At 66.8% G+C, this 15,636-nt stretch carries 14 protein-coding genes; 10 read left to right on the top strand and 4 right to left on the bottom strand.

Going from position 1 to position 15,636, the window contains the following annotated elements; all coding sequences use genetic code 11:
• Positions 1-2: 2 nt before the first annotated feature.
• From ACI2JH_RS15360 to ACI2JH_RS15350, 3 genes are all read right to left on the bottom strand, one after another.
• Entirely contained in the window at positions 3-245 is a 243-nt protein-coding gene (locus ACI2JH_RS15360) for a SlyX family protein (RefSeq protein ID WP_101100590.1), read from the bottom strand.
• An 81-nt stretch (positions 246-326) separates the two neighbouring features.
• Positions 327-1,307 carry an FKBP-type peptidyl-prolyl cis-trans isomerase gene (locus tag ACI2JH_RS15355; protein WP_404736622.1) on the bottom strand — a complete coding sequence of 327 codons (981 nt, stop codon included), beginning with the start codon at positions 1,305-1,307 and terminating at the stop codon, positions 327-329.
• A 95-nt stretch (positions 1,308-1,402) separates the two neighbouring features.
• Positions 1,403-1,906: a glutathione peroxidase gene (locus ACI2JH_RS15350; protein WP_192084133.1), complete on the bottom strand. Its 504-nt coding sequence runs from the start codon at positions 1,904-1,906 to the stop codon at positions 1,403-1,405.
• Between the two features lie 999 nt (positions 1,907-2,905).
• On the opposite strand from ACI2JH_RS15350, the gene ACI2JH_RS15345 reads away from it, so the two are divergent.
• The 6 genes from ACI2JH_RS15345 to ACI2JH_RS15320 all read left to right on the top strand — a co-directional run bounded on the left by ACI2JH_RS15345 (position 2,906) and on the right by ACI2JH_RS15320 (position 7,173).
• Positions 2,906-3,268 carry a GntR family transcriptional regulator gene (locus ACI2JH_RS15345; RefSeq protein ID WP_404736621.1) on the top strand — a complete coding sequence of 121 codons (363 nt, stop codon included), beginning with the start codon at positions 2,906-2,908 and terminating at the stop codon, positions 3,266-3,268.
• Positions 3,265-4,140 (top strand): ABC transporter ATP-binding protein, encoded by an 876-nt coding sequence (locus ACI2JH_RS15340; RefSeq protein WP_182656763.1) that lies wholly within the window; start codon positions 3,265-3,267, stop codon positions 4,138-4,140. Before ACI2JH_RS15345 ends, ACI2JH_RS15340 begins: the two co-directional genes overlap by 4 nt.
• On the top strand, positions 4,137-5,153 hold the full coding sequence (locus ACI2JH_RS15335; protein ID WP_101098533.1) for an ABC-2 transporter permease: 1,017 nt from the start codon (positions 4,137-4,139) through the stop codon (positions 5,151-5,153). The genes ACI2JH_RS15340 and ACI2JH_RS15335 overlap by 4 nt, the downstream gene beginning before the upstream one ends.
• Positions 5,154-5,173: 20 nt before the next feature.
• Positions 5,174-6,055 (top strand): hypothetical protein, encoded by an 882-nt coding sequence (locus ACI2JH_RS15330; protein WP_404736620.1) that lies wholly within the window; start codon positions 5,174-5,176, stop codon positions 6,053-6,055.
• A 27-nt stretch (positions 6,056-6,082) separates the two neighbouring features.
• Positions 6,083-6,658, top strand: a complete 576-nt coding sequence (locus ACI2JH_RS15325; protein ID WP_404736619.1) for a hypothetical protein — start codon at positions 6,083-6,085, stop codon at positions 6,656-6,658.
• 89 nt (positions 6,659-6,747) lie between these two features.
• A complete protein-coding gene (locus tag ACI2JH_RS15320; RefSeq protein ID WP_042615505.1) occupies positions 6,748-7,173 on the top strand; it encodes a hypothetical protein in 426 nt (141 codons plus the stop codon).
• 92 nt (positions 7,174-7,265) lie between these two features.
• On the opposite strand, the gene ACI2JH_RS15315 is transcribed toward ACI2JH_RS15320, so the two are convergent.
• Positions 7,266-8,702, bottom strand: coding sequence for a class II fumarate hydratase (locus tag ACI2JH_RS15315; RefSeq protein WP_404736618.1), 1,437 nt, complete (start codon positions 8,700-8,702; stop codon positions 7,266-7,268).
• Between the two features lie 201 nt (positions 8,703-8,903).
• Here ACI2JH_RS15315 and purB point away from each other — a divergent pair, with 201 nt between their 5' ends.
• From purB to ACI2JH_RS15295, 4 genes are all read left to right on the top strand, one after another.
• Positions 8,904-10,271: an adenylosuccinate lyase gene (gene purB, locus ACI2JH_RS15310; RefSeq protein ID WP_404736617.1), complete on the top strand. Its 1,368-nt coding sequence runs from the start codon at positions 8,904-8,906 to the stop codon at positions 10,269-10,271.
• A gap of 586 nt (positions 10,272-10,857) precedes the next feature.
• Positions 10,858-12,285, top strand: a complete 1,428-nt coding sequence (locus tag ACI2JH_RS15305) for a JmjC domain-containing protein (RefSeq protein WP_404736616.1) — start codon at positions 10,858-10,860, stop codon at positions 12,283-12,285.
• Between the two features lie 2 nt (positions 12,286-12,287).
• Positions 12,288-13,190 carry a GNAT family N-acetyltransferase gene (locus ACI2JH_RS15300; protein ID WP_404736615.1) on the top strand — a complete coding sequence of 301 codons (903 nt, stop codon included), beginning with the start codon at positions 12,288-12,290 and terminating at the stop codon, positions 13,188-13,190.
• Positions 13,191-13,377: 187 nt separating this feature from the next.
• A partial coding sequence (locus ACI2JH_RS15295) for a 2-oxoglutarate dehydrogenase E1 component (protein WP_404736614.1) occupies positions 13,378-15,636 on the top strand: 2,259 nt, incomplete at its 3' end.

The raw sequence follows: 15,636 nt of genomic DNA, 5'->3' as shown, positions 1-15,636 counted from the left end.
GATCAGTAGTGCGGCGGTGGCGGCTCATCCACCGGATCAGAGGAATACAGCGCGTTGCGGACCTTGCCCAGGTCCTCCAGCAGTACCCGCATCAGGCCCTCGTTACGGGAGCCCTCCATGCGTGCATCGGCCAGCGCCTCGCTCAGCTCGGCCAATGCCTGCTCCTGGAAGGAGACACGCATTTCCAGCTCGACCAGGCGCGCTTCCAGCGCCTGCTCGCGTTCGCTCGATGAAGTTTCAGACATGCGTTGATCGTCCCCGGCCAATGACATGGATCGCCAGTCCCGCCGGTTGTCCCGGCGGGTATGGCAGGGCGCGTGCGTGCCTTACGGCTGCACGGAAATGAGTTCGACGTCGAAGGTCAACGTGGCGTTCGGACCGATCGGGCCACCCTGGGTGCCGTTCTCGCCGTAGGCCAGCTCACCGGGGATCCAGAAGCGGTACTTCGAGCCCACCGGCATCAACGAAACACCTTCGGTCCAGCCCTTGATCACCTGGTCCAGGCCGAACTCGACCGGCTGGCCGCGCTGGTAGCTGCTGTCGAAGACAGTGCCGTCCAGCAGCTTGCCTTCGTAGTTCACCTTGACCTTGCTGCTCGGCAGCGGACGCTCGCCGCTGCCCGGGCGGATGACCTGGTACTGCAGGCCCGAGGCGGTGGTGACCACGCCCGGCACGGTCTTGTTCTTGGCCAGGAACGCATTGCCTTCCTGACGGTTGGTCTGGCCCAGCTGCGCGGCCTTGGCCTGCATTTCAGCCTGCTTGGTGGCCATGAAGGACTGCAGGATCGCCGCGCCCTCTTCCTGGCTCAGCTTCGGCTGGCCACCGTCGAAAGCGGTCTTGACCGCGTCGAACAGCGCGTCCAGCTCGATGTCACCCTTCAGTTCGGCCAGCGACGGGCCGACCATGTAGCTGCCCAGCATCAGGCCGACCTGCCGGTTGTCCACCTTCGGCGGCGCCGAACCCGGAGCCTGGCCGGGAACCTGCTGTCCATTGGCGATCGCCATGGAGGTACGCAGCGCCGTGTCGGTCTTCTGCGCATCGGCCTGGGTGATCAGCGGCTGTCTGCCATCGAAGGTGGCCTGTACGGCTTCACGCATGGCGGCCAGGTCGATGTGCGTCTTGATCGCTTCGAGCGAACGGGCGACGTCGCCGCCGATGGCATAGCCGAGCTTCTGCTTGGAATTCAAATTACCGGTCTCCTTGGCTGCTGCCGGGGCGGCAGCCGGTTGCTGCGACAGCGCCACGCCGGTGGTGCCCATCGCCAGAATCAGAACCGACGCCGCAGCGCCACGCATTCCCATCTTCATGTGTTGCATTCCTGGAAGTGAAAAAACGCCGACGTCGGCGCGAAAACACGCATTGTCGCACGCGCGTCCGATATGTCGAGGCGCACGTGCGTCGTTCAATGACCCGCGGGGGCCGCCAACGCGCGTTCGATCGCCGCCACCAGTTCCTTGTCATCCGGCTTCACCCGGCTCGGGAACTGGGCGATGACCGTGCCATCGCGCCCGATCAGGTACTTGTGGAAGTTCCAGCCCGGCGCCACGCCGGTGGCGGCGGTCAGGCCCTTGTACAGCGGGGTCGCCTGGTCCCCGACGACATGCACCTTTTCGAACATCGGGAACTTGACCCCGTAGGTCAGGGTGCAGAACTCCTGGATGTCTTTCTCGTCGCCCGGCTCCTGCCCCTTGAAGTCATTGGACGGGAAGCCCAACACGCTCAGGCCGCGCGCGGAATACGACTTCTGCAGCGCTTCCAGGCCCTCGTACTGCGGGGTGAAGCCGCATTTGCTGGCGGTGTTGACCACCAACAGGACGCGCCCGTGGTAGCGCTGGGCCAGGTTCACCGGGTCCTTGCCGGCCAGCGGGCGGTAAGCGACGTCCAACAGGCCGGCGGCCGAGGCCATCACCGGCAGGGCCAGGCTTGCGGCCACCAGCAGCGAACCCAGCAGACGGGGCAGGATCGGGCCGCGGCGCGGCAGGGAAACAGGTCGCAGCATGGGAGGTGTTCCTGGCAGGAATGAAGGGCCGGACGCGGGGTCCGTATTTCGCCGCGAACTATACCACTGGGCCCTGTGCGCCTTATGTCGGCGATCGCACAGCGCGCGCGGCATTCCTGCGGCCGGGGTGGGTCGAACGGGTGGAACCACCCCTCGCGGGTGGCTGGAGTGCAACAGCCGGGGTGGCGCCGGGTGGTGGGGCTGGTCGGGGGACGGGGACGTCATCGCATTCGCGCTGCCGCTCCCACGCTTTGCTTTGCAAACCGCGGGCCCCGTCTCACCAGCCCCCACACCCCGCCGCTTCGCGGCCGCCCCTGACTCAGGGGCTCCCTCCACCCGACACGCCACGGGCGCTCTGGTAGCGCCGACCCATGGTCGGCGAGCGCAGCGGGCCCTTGGCGGGAACACTCCGCCGACCATGGGTCGGCGCTACCGATGCCCGCAGGTTCCAAGGCCCCCATGGACCCGCCCCACCAACAGGCAGCCCCGCAGCTTCTGCCGTTGACGTGGCTTCGGCTTGAAAACGCAACCGCCGGGCGCAGCCCGGACCACCCCTGCCATCAGTTGGTGACGCAGACCGCTTGCACTCTGAATCTGTGGTGTTATAGTTGACTACAACACCAGTCACCTGAGACAGGGGGAGCCGATGAATACGTCAGTCCAACGTCGCATGACCCGTACGGCCGCCAGCGCAGCGGGCCTGCTGCTCCTGTCTTTGTGGTTCGGTGCGGCGCACGGCGGCGCCGACCAAAGCGAAGCCGCCTCCGCCCTCGACAGCCTGCAGGACGCAGGCGTGCCGGATGCTGGGAATGCACCGCCGGCACCCTCCCCCCCGCGGCGGCTGAACAGCTCGTTGTCCATGCCGTATTTTTCTTTCGCACAGTCGCTGAATCCCCGGAGCTGACCATGAGCGATATCCAGTGGAGCGATGGCGCCCCCATCTACCGTCAGCTGAAGGAGCGCGTGATTGCCATGATGCTTGATGGAATCATCAAGCCGGGCGACGCCCTGCCCTCGGTCCGCCAGGTGGCGGCCGATTACCAGCTCAACCCCATTACCGTGTCCCGTGCCTACCAGGAGCTGGCCGATGAAGGCCTGGTCGAAAAGCGCCGCGGCCTGGGCATGTTCATGACCGAAGAAGCGGCAACACAGCTGCGCAGCAGCGAGCGCGATCGCTTCCTCAACGAAGAATGGCCGGCCGTGCTCGAGCGCATCCAGCGCCTGGGCCTGGACGTGAACAAACTGTTGACCCAAGGGAGACTCTCATGAACGGCGCAGCACACCAGGATGTGATCACCGCGCGGGGCCTGCGCAAGGCCTACAAGCGCACCCTCGCGCTGGACAACACCAGCTTCAGCATTCCGGCCGGCCGCATCGTCGGGCTGATCGGCCCGAACGGGGCCGGCAAGACCACCGCGCTCAAGGCGCTGCTGGGCCTGACCTCGGTGGAAGGCGAGCTGAGCGTGCTCGGCAAGGACCCGCGCAGCCACCGCGATGAGCTGATGAATGACATCTGCTTCATCGCCGACGTGGCCGTGCTGCCGCGCTGGCTGAAGGTCCGCGAAGCCATCGATTTCGTTGCCGGGGTACATCCGCGCTTCGACCGCGCCCGCTGCGAGCGCTTCCTTTCCACCACCAAACTGCAGCCGAGGCAGCGCGTGCGCGAGCTGTCCAAGGGCATGATCGTGCAGCTGCACCTGGCCCTGGTGATGGCCATCGACGCCCGCGTGCTGGTGCTGGACGAGCCCACCCTGGGGCTGGACATCCTGTACCGCAAGGAGTTCTACCAGCGCCTGCTGGAAGACTACTTCGACGAGCAGAAGACGATCATCGTCACCACCCACCAGGTGGAGGAGATCGAGCACATCCTGACCGACGTCATGTTCATCCGTGACGGCAAGGTCGTGCTCAGTGCCGAAATGGACGAGGTCGGCGAGCGCTACACCGAAGTGCTGGTCAACGCCGACCAGCTCGATACCGCCCGCGCGCTCAAGCCGATCGACGAACGCAGCCTGCCCTTCGGCAAATCCGTGCTGCTGTTCGACAACGTGCCGCGCAGCCAGCTGGCAACGCTCGGCGAAACCCGCAACCCCGGCCTGGCCGACCTGTTCGTCGCCATCATGAAGGGAACCTACGCATGAACGCCGTGAACCATCCGATCAGCAAGGCCGGCACCCTGCGCTGGCTGCTCAAGCGCGAATACTGGGAAAACCGCGGCGGTTTCCTGTATGCCCCGATCATCGCCGGCGTCGCCTCGCTGGTGATGAGCACCATCGGCATCATCATCGGCCTGTTCGTGCTGCGCCGCGCCGCCTCGCAGGGCGACCTACACATCAACGACAGCGATATCCAGGTCAACGGCCTGGACCTGGACCTGCTGACCCGCCAACTGGATCCCAAGGACCTGGTGGACCTCGGCAACGGCCTGGATGCAACGCTGGCGCTGAGCTCGGCGTGGCCGTTCGTGGTGATGGCCTTCGTTGTGTTCTTCTACTGCCTGGGCGCGCTGTATGACGACCGCCGTGACCGCAGCATCCTGTTCTGGAAGTCGTTGCCGCTGTCGGACACCCAGACCGTGCTGTCCAAGGTGCTCAGCGCGATCGTGATCGCTCCGCTGATCGCGGTGGCCGCTTCGATACTGACCATGCTGTGCTTCCTGGGCGTCATTTCCATCGTCGCCCTGACCCACGGCGGCGACCCGATGTCGCTGATCTGGGGGCCGTCCAGCCCGCTGCTGCTGGCCGCTGGCCACCTGAGCTGGATCCCGGTGTTCGCCCTGTGGTCGCTGCCGACCGTCGGCTGGCTGCTGCTGTGCTCGTCCTGGGCCAAGAGCAAGCCGTTCCTGTGGGCGGTGATGCTGCCGCTGTTTGCCGGCATCGTGGTCAGCACCACCAAGGTGATGGGCCTGCTGGACATGACCAGCGGATGGTTCTGGCAGCACATCGTCGGCCGCTTGTTGCTGGGCACCGTGCCCGGCGTCGAACTGGCCTACCGCTCCGGTGTGGCCAGGGAATCCGGGTCCATCGTCCAGCTGCTGTCGCCGTCCAACCAGCTCGGTGCACTGGCCATGCCGGACCTCTGGATCGGCGCTGCGGTCGGCATCGTCTTCATCTTCCTCGCCATCCGCCTGCGCCGCCGCGCCGGCGAAATCTGAGCCACAAGGAGCCTGCCGCCATGCGTACCCTGCTTGCCTGCGCCACCCTGATGCTGCTGCCGCTGTCCGCCCTGGCCAACGACGCGCCCTGCAAGTTCACCGAGAGCCGAGACCTGAAGCTCGATCTGGCCGGCGCAAAAACCGTCGTACTGGAGGTCAACCAGCACGACCTGCACGTGGTCGCCGGCAGCGGTCCGGCGCAGTTGTCCGGCCGGGCCTGCGCGTCCAGTGCCGACTGGCTGCGCGACCTGACCCTGACCCAGCAGCGCAGCGGCGACAAGCTGCTGGTAAGCCTGCGCCGCGAGGGCAAGCAGGGCATCGTGATCGGCGACAACTACGCGTGGCTGGACATCCGTGGCAGCGTGCCTTCCGATGTCATGGTGCAGCTGAAGGTCGGTTCCGGTGATGCGCATGTGGAAGGCGCGCGCTCGCTCAGCGTGGACGTGGGCTCCGGCGACGCGGATGTGCTGCGCACCCAGGGCAGCGTGCATGCCGCAGTCGGCTCTGGTGACCTGCTGGTCGACGGCGCCGACAGCCTGAACCTGCTGTCGGTGGGCTCCGGCGATGCGAAGGTATCCAACATCCGCCGCGACGTAACCGTTGGCAGCATCGGCTCAGGCGACCTGGAGCTGCGCGATGTCGGTGGCAACGTTGCCATCCGCACCATCGGTTCCGGAGACGCCGACGCCCGCCAGGTGCGCGGTAATGTGGAAATCGGCGTGCTCGGATCGGGCGATGTCGAGCTGCGTGATGTCGGCGGCAACCTGCTGGTCGGCAGCCACGGCTCGGGCGGGATCAAGGCCGACGGCGTGGGCGGCAACCTGACCGTCCAGCGCAGCGGCAGTGGCGATGTCCGCCACAGCGGCGTGCGCGGCACCGTCACCCTGCCGCGCGGCAAGTAACCCGACCGACACACGGAAGAATCGACCATGAAGATGCGAACCCTGCTGCCCACCCTGTTGCTGGCCCTGCCATTGGCGGCCTGTACCGACCATGGCACCGACGCGGCCAAGTCCATCAGCGATACCGGCAGCAGCATCGGCCGTTCGGTACAGCAAGCCACCGACAAAGCCCGCAAGGAAATGAGCACCGGCAACTTCAAACTGTCGGTCGATGGCCTGCCAACCGCCGAAATCACCCCCGCCGGTGCCCTGCTGATCGAGGGCAAGGACGTAGTGACCACACCCGTCCAACGCGCCCAGCTGCTGGAGTACCGCCACCAGGTGGAAGGTATCGCAATGGCCGGCATGGACATCGGCGTGGCCGGCGCGAACCTGGGCGTCAAGGCCGCGGGCGAGGCGCTCAAAGGCGTGTTTTCCGGGCAGACCGAGGGCATCGAACAGCGTGTCAATGCCGAGGCGGACAAGCTGAAGGTCCAGGCCAAGGGGCTGTGTGACAAGCTGCCGGCCATGCTGGCGACCCAGCAGGCACTGGCGGCCTCGCTGCCTGCCTTCGCCCCGTACGCGACGATGGACCAGACCGACGTGGACGGCTGCGACGAATGAGCGCACCCGGCCGTCGCCTGCGATCTGGCGGCGGCCGGCCCGCGCTGCGGGGATTACACTAACGCGTTCCCCCTTTCCCGTGGACCGCCATGAAGAAGCTGTTCCTGCTGCTGGCCGCCCTGTCCTGCCTCGTGCTTGCCGGCTGCGACCAGGAGTACCGCAACCACCGCGTCGAACGCAGCAAGCCGAAGATCACCGTCAGCGACAGCATGGTCACCGTGCGCCGCGCGCCTGCTCCGAACATCATCATCCTGGCCAACGGTCATATGAAGGTCGATGAGATCGAAATACCGCTGCGGGCCGACCAGCAGCAGATGCTGCAGCAGATGTTCGGCCACCTGCAGGTGCTGCGCCAGAATACCCTGGTCGACGCCCCGGCCGACCCGGACAGGAAGCCGGTGAAGATCGTGCCGCCGGCGGGAAGCAACCCGATCCCGGCCGACCTGGTGCAGGTGATCCCGGAGTTCAAGGACTACACCGAAACCTTCGGCAACCTGCAGGCTGATCGTCGCTGAGGATCATGGGTAGCGACGGCCGCTGGCCGCCGGTCCCTTGCCCTGGTGGGTGACGACCGTTGGTCCTCACGCAGATCCGGCAACGCGGGGCATCAGCCGCCGCCGCCGCCGCCTGCGTGGATGCCACCGGCGGTGAGCGCCTTCGGATCCAGCAGCCGGCGCAGTTCGGCCTCGGCCAGGCCGCTGTCCTCCAGTGCGATCTCCAGCACCGGGCGCTGTTCCTTGTAGGCACGCTTGGCGATCGCCGCGGCCTTCTCATAGCCGATGATCGGGTTCAGCGCCGTCACCAGGATCGGGTTGCGGTCCAGCGCCTCGCGCACCCTGTCCTGGCGCACCTTCAGCCCGTCGATGGCGCTGTCTGCCAGCAGCCGCGATACATTGGCAAGCAGGGTGATGCTGTCCAGCAGGTTCACCGCGATCAGCGGCAGGGTGACGTTCAACTGGAAATTGCCGGTCTGCCCGGCCACGGTAATCGCGGTGTGGTGACCGATCACCTGTGCGCAGGCCATCACCGTCGCCTCCGGGATCACCGGGTTGACCTTGCCCGGCATGATCGAACTGCCCGGCTGCAGCGCCGGCAGTTCGATCTCACCCAGCCCGGCCAGCGGACCGGCATTCATCCAGCGCAGGTCGTTGGCGATCTTGATCAGTGCCACCGCCAGCGCGTTGAGCTGGCCGGAAATCTCCACCGCATCATCCTGCGCCGCCAACCCTTCGAACTTGTTGGCGGCACTTTCGAACTTGAACCCGGTCGATGCCTTCAGCGCCTTGGCCACGCGTTCGCCGAAGCGCGGATCGGCGTTGATGCCGGTGCCGATCGCCGTGCCCCCCAGCGGCAGGCGACGCAGGCGCTTGAGGCTGTCATCGAAGCGCTGCTGCGCCGAGGCCAGCTGCGCCGACCATGCCGAAAACTCCTGCTCGAAGGTCAGCGGCATCGCGTCCATCAAGTGCGTGCGCCCGGTCTTCACCACCTTGCGCAGGCTGCGCCCTTTGCGGTCGATGACCTTGCGCAGGTGCGCCAGCGCCGGCAGCAGGTCTTCCTGCGCGGCCAGCGCCGCCGACACCCGCAGGGCGGTCGGGATCACGTCGTTGGAGCTCTGGCCCTGGTTGACGTGGTCGTTGGGATGCACCGGCGTGCGCCCGGCCTTGCCGCCGCGGTTGGCCAGCGTGGCGATGACCTCGTTGGCGTTCATGTTCGAAGAAGTGCCAGAGCCGGTCTGGTAGACGTCGATCGGGAAATGCGCGTCCCACTCACCGGCGGCCACTTCGGCGGCCGCGCCCTGCACCGCCTTGGCGATGTTCCTGGGCAGGTGGCCGAGTTCTGCGTTGACCCCGGCCGCCGCGCCCTTGACCAGGCCGAGCGCGCGGATGAAGCCACGCGGCATGCGCTGGCCGGACACCGGGAAATTGTCCACCGCACGCTGGGTCTGCGCGCCCCACAGCGCATCGGCAGGCACCTGCAGCTCGCCCATGCTGTCATGTTCGGTCCGGAAACCGGGGGTGGAATTCGTGCTGGAACGCTTGCTCATCCGATCAACTCCGCATGCTTTCAGGGGGAAAGGGAAACTGCGGCTGGCATCGGGCAGGTTCCCCAGGCTGGCATCTGGTTTCAGGATACAGGGTCGGAACGGCCGCCGACGGCCACCTCGCCGCCGCTGCCGGTGTTTTCGACAGTCGAGCAGGCACGCCCCTACAATATGGCCCCCGCCGTCTCACAGCTGCCTGCCGACATGTCCGAATCCGCCCTGCTCGCCCTGTCCCCGCTCGATGGCCGTTATGCCGGCAAGGTCGATGCGCTGCGCCCGATTTTCTCCGAGTACGGGCTGATCAAGGCCCGCATCACGGTGGAAGTGGAATGGTTGCTGGCCCTGGGCGCGGAGCCCGGCGTGATCGAGCTGCCGGCCTTCTCTGCCTCCGCCACGGCGCGCCTGCGCGCGCTGGCCAAGGATTTCAGCCCGGCCCAGGCCGCGCGGGTGAAGGAGATCGAGCGCACCACCAACCATGACGTCAAGGCGGTGGAGTACTTCGTCAAGGAACAGCTGAAGGACGATGCCGAACTCGCCCCCGCGCTGGAGTTCGTGCATTTCGCCTGCACCAGCGAAGACATCAACAACCTCAGTTACGGGCTGATGCTGGAACAGGCCCGCCGCGAGGTGCTGCTGCCTACCCTGGATGGCATCGTCGCGTCCCTGCGCTCGCTGGCCCACGCACAGGCAGCCCAGCCGATGCTGTCGCGCACCCACGGCCAGACCGCCTCGCCGACCACCCTGGGCAAGGAGCTGGCCAACGTGGTCGCCCGCCTGGAGCGCCAGCGCCGCCAACTGGCTGCGGTGGAGCTGACCGGCAAGATCAACGGTGCGGTGGGCAACTACAACGCGCACGTTTCCAGCTATCCGGACGTGGACTGGCCGACCTTCGCCGAGCGCTTCGTCGAGGGCTTGGGACTGGTGTTCAACCCGTACACCACCCAGATCGAACCGCACGACAACATCGCCGAGATCGGCGATGCCGCGCGCCGCGCCAACACCATCCTGATCGACCTGTCGCGCGATATCTGGGGCTACATTTCGCTGGGTTACTTCAAGCAGCGCCTGAAGGAAGGCGAAGTGGGTTCCTCGACCATGCCGCACAAGGTCAACCCGATCGACTTCGAGAACGCAGAGGGAAACTTCGGCATCGCCAACGCTTTGTTCGAACATTTCAGCGCCAAGCTGCCGATCAGCCGTTGGCAGCGCGACCTGACCGATTCGACGGTGCTGCGTGCACTGGGCACGGCGTTCGGCCACACCCAGGTGGCGCTGGATTCGCTGGCCAAGGGCATCGGCAAGCTGGAAGTGAACCCGCAGCGGCTGGATGCCGACCTGGACGCAGCATGGGAAGTGCTGGCCGAAGCCGTGCAGACGGTGATGCGCCGCCATGGTCTGCCCAATCCGTATGAGCAGCTGAAGGCGTTGACCCGCGGCCAGGGCATCACCGCCGAGTCGATGCGCGCCTTCGTCGAATCGCTGGAGCTGCCGGCCGATGCCAAGCAGCGCCTGCGTGAGCTGACCCCGGGTGGCTACGTCGGCCTGGCAGCCGAGCTCGCCCGCGCGGTGTAAGGAGGGTGGCCGGGCTGCGCCCGGCACCTGCTTTTTTTAAAGCAACGTCAACGTCCAGGGCAACAGCTGCAGGACCTTGGTTGGGCGGGGCGGGATGGGTTGGCGGGGGACGGCAAAAGCCGCTCCTGCGGGCCTCGTTTCGCGCCATCCATGGCGCTCAACGCCCCCGCCAACCCACCCCGCCCCACCTTCGACAGGTCCATGGCGGCCGTGGAACATGCGGTAGCGCCGACCCATGGTCGGCGGAATGTTCCAGCCAACGGCCCGCTGCGCTCGCCGACCATTGGTCGGCGCTACCGCTTTTTCTTCTTCTTATTACGCGGGTGGCGGCGCCCGGAACCTGTCAGGGGCCGGGCGGGGAGGCTGTGCGGGGCCTTGAGCGGCAGGAGCCGCGAAGAGCTACATGGACGTACTTGCGCGTGCCCCGCACAGCCTCCCCGCCCGGCCCACCCCAGATGCGGCTCTAGATCCCAGAGACACCCGCGAGGGGGTCCCACCGGTTCGACACCACCCCGTCCGAACGCGGACAATAGGCCATCAGCGGCTGCACAGGCCGCGCCCTGTCTCCGTTGCAAGGACCTCCCCCATGGCCGCACGCAAATCCCCTTCCACCGCCAAGACCTTCGCCATCGAAGTCCATGCCACCCCCGCCAAGCCGCTGGGCATGGCCCCGGCAACCTTCCTGCGCGACTACTGGCAGAAGCGCCCGCTGCTGATCCGCAACGCCTTCGCCGGCTTCCAGAGCCCCGTGCAGCCCGAAGACCTCGCCGGCCTGGCCTGCGAGAACGGCGTGCTGGCGCGTCTGATCGAACATGACCGCAGCACTGACGGCTGGCGCGTGCGCACCGGCCCGTTCCAGGAGGCGGTGTTCCCCGCGCTGCCGGAAAAAGACTGGACCCTGCTGGTGCAGGACGTGGACAAGTGGGACCCGGACGTGCGCGCGCTCATCGCCCACTTCGATTTCCTGCCGCGCTGGCGGATGGACGATGTGATGATCAGCTTCGCCGCCACCGGCGGCTCGGTCGGTGCCCACGTGGACCAGTACGACGTGTTCCTGCTGCAGGGCCAGGGCCATCGCCGTTGGCAGATCGATGCCAGCGAATCGACCAGGGGCAAGCGTCCGCCGCTGGATTTCCGCCCGGACATCGAGCTCAAGCAGCTCACGAAATTCAAGCCCAGCCATGATTGGGTGCTGGCGCCGGGTGACATGCTGTACCTGCCGCCGAACGTGCCGCACAACGGCGTGGCCGTAGATGCCTGCCTGACCTTCTCCTTCGGCATGCGCGCACCGGCATCGGCCGAACTGATCAGTGATTACCTGGACACCCTGGTGGTGGATGCCGATGAGGGCATCCGCTACCAGGACCCCGACCTGGAGCTGCCGGAGGATCCGAACGAGATCGACGTGGCGGCGATGAACCGCGTCGTGGCCGCGCTCAATGCCATCCGCATGAACGACCCGGACAAGCTGGGCGACTGGTTCGGCCGATTCATCACCACCTACCGCGCCGCTGGCGAAGTCATGCCGAGCGGCCCGGCGCCGTCGCTGGACGAGGTCGACCACGCCCTGGCCAACGGCCTGTTGCTGGAACGCCATCCCTGGGCCCGTCTGGCCTGGCGGCGTGCCAAGCGTGGCGCGAGCCTGTACTGCAGCGGGCTGGACCTGGCGGTGTCGGTCAAGGACGCCCAGCGCATCGCGGCCGCCGAGCGGCTTGACCTTACCGCATGGAACGGCCTGACCGCCAAGGGTCGGCAGGCCCTGCAGGAACTGATGGTGCTGGGCTTCTACCAGCTGACCGATCCCGCTTTCGAAGACCAGGTGGAAGAGGTGCTGGACGCCGACGCGGAGATCGTGGTCGCGCGGGATACCGTGGACACCATCGAGGTTGACGATTTTTCCGATGACGTGCGCGAAGTGAACGTGCATGAGGATGGCGTGGAAGTGGTGGTCAGCTTCGACGAGGAGGACGAAGAGGACGAGCCGGAGGACGGCGCCGGCCAGCGCCGCCACTGAACATGGCCGCCTTCAGTGTCCAGCGGGCCGACCACGCCGCGCACCACGCGGCCATCCACGGCGTCCGCCAGCAGGTATTCGTGGTCGAACAGGGCGTGCCGGCCGAGCTCGAGCGCGATGCGTTGGATCCGGTCTGCACCCACGTGCTGGCACGCGATGCAGACGGGGCGCCGATCGGTACCGGACGGCTGTTGCCCGATGGCCGCATCGGGCGCATGGCGGTGCTGGCGGCATGGCGCAGCCGGGGCGTCGGCGAGGCCATGCTGGAGGAGCTGGTACGTGCCGCCACGGCGGCCGGGCTGCCGCACGTGCATCTGCATGCCCAGTTGCCGGCAGCTGATTTCTACGCACGTCAAGGCTTCATTCCCGAAGGCGGACACTTCGAAGAAGCCGGCATCGCGCACCTGCAGATGCACCGCACGCTCGGGGCCGCCGCGGCCATCGAAGGCTTGCAGCCGGCCGTGGCGGTGACCACCGCGGTCATCCACCGGGCGCGCCGCCGGCTGTGGATCCACAGCCGCCAGCTGGATCCCGGCCTGTTGGACGCCGCTCCCGTGCAGGCGGCCCTGCGCCGCTTCGCCACCCGTGCGCACGACAAGCAGCTGCGGGTCATCGTGCATGATGCGGCGGCGGTCCAGGCCGCAGGTGCGCCGCTGCTGGCCCTGCTGCAGCGCCTGCCCAGCGTGGTCCAGGTCCGCGAGGTGAGCGATCCGGTTGACCGGGCGCTGACCTCGGCCTGCATCGCCAACGACGGCGGCGACTACTACTTTCGTCTGATGGGGCATCGGCTCGAGGGCGAAGCCGGCATCGCACTGCCCTCACGTTCGCAGCCGCTGGAGCAGCAATTGCAGCGCGTCTGGGACCGTTCGCGTGACTGCAGCGAGCTGCGCGCCCTCGGCATCTGAGCCCGGCGGCGCCGCGCAACCTGTCTGGCAGCGACACCGGGGGGCCTGATCGCGTCGCTGCAACGCCCCTTCCCCGGCGGATGGGGGTACAATTTGGGTGTTTGAACGCGCCCGTGCATGGCTATTCATCCAGTCGGCCGGGTACTTCCAGAGCCCTACCCCACAAAGCGAATAATCACTCTCCATCGTGGACAATCTACTGAAGCAGTTTGCGCAGTCATCGCAGCTCGCCGGCGGCAACGCCTCCTATGTCGAGGACCTGTACGAGCAGTACCTCGTCTCCCCGGACAGTGTCGATCCCAAATGGAAGGCCTACTTCGACGGCTTCCAGGGCCGTGAAGCGGGTGACATTCCGCACTCGGGCGTCATTGCGCACATCGCTGACGCCGCCAAGGGCGCGCTGAAGAGTGGCACCGGCGAAGGGGCCGGCGACGAGCGCGAGCGCAATGTCGGCCGCCTGATCACCGCCTACCGTTCGCGCGGTCACCTCGGTGCCCGCCTGGATCCGCTCGGCCTTGCCGAACCGACCAACCCGCCGGACCTGGGCCTGCCGTTCCACAGCCTGTCCGATGCCGATCTGAACGCCGAGTTCAGCACCGGCGGCGTGGGTGGCCAGCCGCGCATGAAGCTGCGCGACCTGCTGGCGCGCCTGAAGGCGACCTACACCGGATCGATCGGCGCGGAGTTCATGCACATCTCCGAAGTCGAGCAGCGCCAGTGGATCTACAGGAAGCTCGAACTCGCCGGTGGCGACTACGCGCTGGATGCAGATACCAAGCGCCGCACGCTGGAGCGCCTGACCGCAGCCGAAGGCCTGGAACGCTACCTGCACACCAAGTACGTGGGCCAGAAGCGCTTCTCGCTGGAAGGCGGCGATTCGCTGATCCCGATGATGGACACCATCATCCGTGACGCCGGCAAGGACGGGGTCAAGGACGTGGTGATCGGCATGGCCCACCGCGGCCGCCTCAACGTGCTGGTCAATACGCTGGGCAAGAATCCGCGCAAGCTGTTCGACGAGTTCGAAGGCAAGTTCGAGCACGACAACCACGCCTCCGCAGGCGATGTGAAGTACCACATGGGCTTCTCGGCCGACGTCAGCACCGACGGCGGCCCGGTGCACCTGGCGCTGGCCTTCAACCCCTCGCACCTTGAAATCGCCGACCCGGTGGTTGCCGGTTCGGTGCGCTCGCGCCAGGAGCGCCGCAGCGATACCGCGCGCAAGCAGGTGATGCCGATCCTGATCCACGGCGATGCGGCCTTCGCCGGCCAGGGCGTGGTGATGGAGCTGTTCCAGATGTCGCAGGCGCGCGGTTTCGCCGTCGGCGGCACGGTGCACATCGTGGTCAACAACCAGGTCGGCTTCACCACGTCCAATCCGGAAGACTCGCGCTCCACGCTGTACTGCACCGACGTGGCCAAGATGATCGCCGCGCCGGTGTTCCATGTGAACGGCGATGACCCGGAAGCCGTGGTGTTCGCCGCCAAGCTGGCCTTCGAGTTCCGGCAGAAATTCGCCAAGGACGTGGTCATCGACCTGATGTGCTACCGCCGTTGGGGCCACAACGAGGCCGACGAACCGGCGATCACCCAGCCGCTGATGTACCAGGTGATCCGCAAGCACAAGACCACCCGCGAAATCTACGCCGAGCAGCTTGAACAGGCCGGCGTGATCGAATCCGGTGCCGGCAAGGCACTGGTGGATGGCTACCGCGTGAAGCTGGACAGCGGCGAGTACACCACCGAGCTGGCCACCGTGGAAAAGACCCCGCCGACCAGCCCGCTGTTCGTGGATTGGCCGAAGCTGCTGGACGGCAAGCTGTCGGACACGATCAGCACCGCCGTCGGCATGGAAAAGCTGACCGCGCTGGCCAGGCAGATCACCACCATTCCGGACACCGTGCAGGTGCATTCGCGCGTGGCAAAGGTGTATGAGGACCGCCGCAAGATGGCGGCCGGCGAAATTCCGGGCGACTGGGGCTTTGCCGAGAACCTCGCCTACGCCACCCTGCTGGACGAAGGCCACCGCCTGCGCCTGGTGGGCCAGGACGTCGGCCGCGGTACGTTCACCCATCGCCACGCGATCCTGCACGACCAGAACACCGACCAGTACTACCTGCCGCTGCGCGAGCTGGTGGATTCGCCGGAGAAGGCCACCATCATCGATTCGCTGCTCAGCGAAGAAGCAGTGATGGCCTTCGAGTACGGCTTCTCCACCACCGACCCGGGCACCCTGTGCATCTGGGAAGGCCAGTTCGGCGACTTCGCCAACGGCGCCCAGGTGGTCATCGACCAGTTCATCGCCGCCGGTGAAGCCAAGTGGGGCCGCCTGACCGGGCTGACCCTGCTGCTGCCGCACGGTTACGAAGGCCAGGGTCCGGAACACAGCTCGGCGCGCCTTGAGCGCTTCCTGCAGCTGTGCGCGCTGGAGAACATGCTGGTGGTC

It is taken from the genome of Stenotrophomonas sp. NPDC078853 (assembly GCF_044901215.1).
Lineage (GTDB): Bacteria > Pseudomonadota > Gammaproteobacteria > Xanthomonadales > Xanthomonadaceae > Stenotrophomonas > Stenotrophomonas lacuserhaii.
The sequence above is the reverse complement of the archived record's forward strand: the minus strand, read 5'-3'. Positions and strand labels throughout refer to the sequence as shown.

Bases quoted from the DNA above. Each gene is read 5' to 3' on its own strand.
- ACI2JH_RS15360 (WP_101100590.1), bottom strand. From the start codon at position 245: ATGTCTGAAACTTCATCGAGCGAACGCGAGCAGGCGCTGGAAGCGCGC.
- ACI2JH_RS15355 (WP_404736622.1), bottom strand. From the start codon at position 1,307: ATGAAGATGGGAATGCGTGGCGCTGCGGCGTCGGTTCTGATTCTGGCG.
- ACI2JH_RS15350 (WP_192084133.1), bottom strand. From the start codon at position 1,906: ATGGCCTCGGCCGCCGGCCTGTTGGACGTCGCTTACCGCCCGCTGGCC.
- ACI2JH_RS15345 (WP_404736621.1), top strand. From the start codon at position 2,906: ATGAGCGATATCCAGTGGAGCGATGGCGCCCCCATCTACCGTCAGCTG.
- ACI2JH_RS15340 (WP_182656763.1), top strand. From the start codon at position 3,265: ATGAACGGCGCAGCACACCAGGATGTGATCACCGCGCGGGGCCTGCGC.
- ACI2JH_RS15335 (WP_101098533.1), top strand. From the start codon at position 4,137: ATGAACGCCGTGAACCATCCGATCAGCAAGGCCGGCACCCTGCGCTGG.
- ACI2JH_RS15330 (WP_404736620.1), top strand. From the start codon at position 5,174: ATGCGTACCCTGCTTGCCTGCGCCACCCTGATGCTGCTGCCGCTGTCC.
- ACI2JH_RS15325 (WP_404736619.1), top strand. From the start codon at position 6,083: ATGAAGATGCGAACCCTGCTGCCCACCCTGTTGCTGGCCCTGCCATTG.
- ACI2JH_RS15320 (WP_042615505.1), top strand. From the start codon at position 6,748: ATGAAGAAGCTGTTCCTGCTGCTGGCCGCCCTGTCCTGCCTCGTGCTT.
- ACI2JH_RS15315 (WP_404736618.1), bottom strand. From the start codon at position 8,702: ATGAGCAAGCGTTCCAGCACGAATTCCACCCCCGGTTTCCGGACCGAA.
- purB (WP_404736617.1), top strand. From the start codon at position 8,904: ATGTCCGAATCCGCCCTGCTCGCCCTGTCCCCGCTCGATGGCCGTTAT.
- ACI2JH_RS15305 (WP_404736616.1), top strand. From the start codon at position 10,858: ATGGCCGCACGCAAATCCCCTTCCACCGCCAAGACCTTCGCCATCGAA.
- ACI2JH_RS15300 (WP_404736615.1), top strand. From the start codon at position 12,288: ATGGCCGCCTTCAGTGTCCAGCGGGCCGACCACGCCGCGCACCACGCG.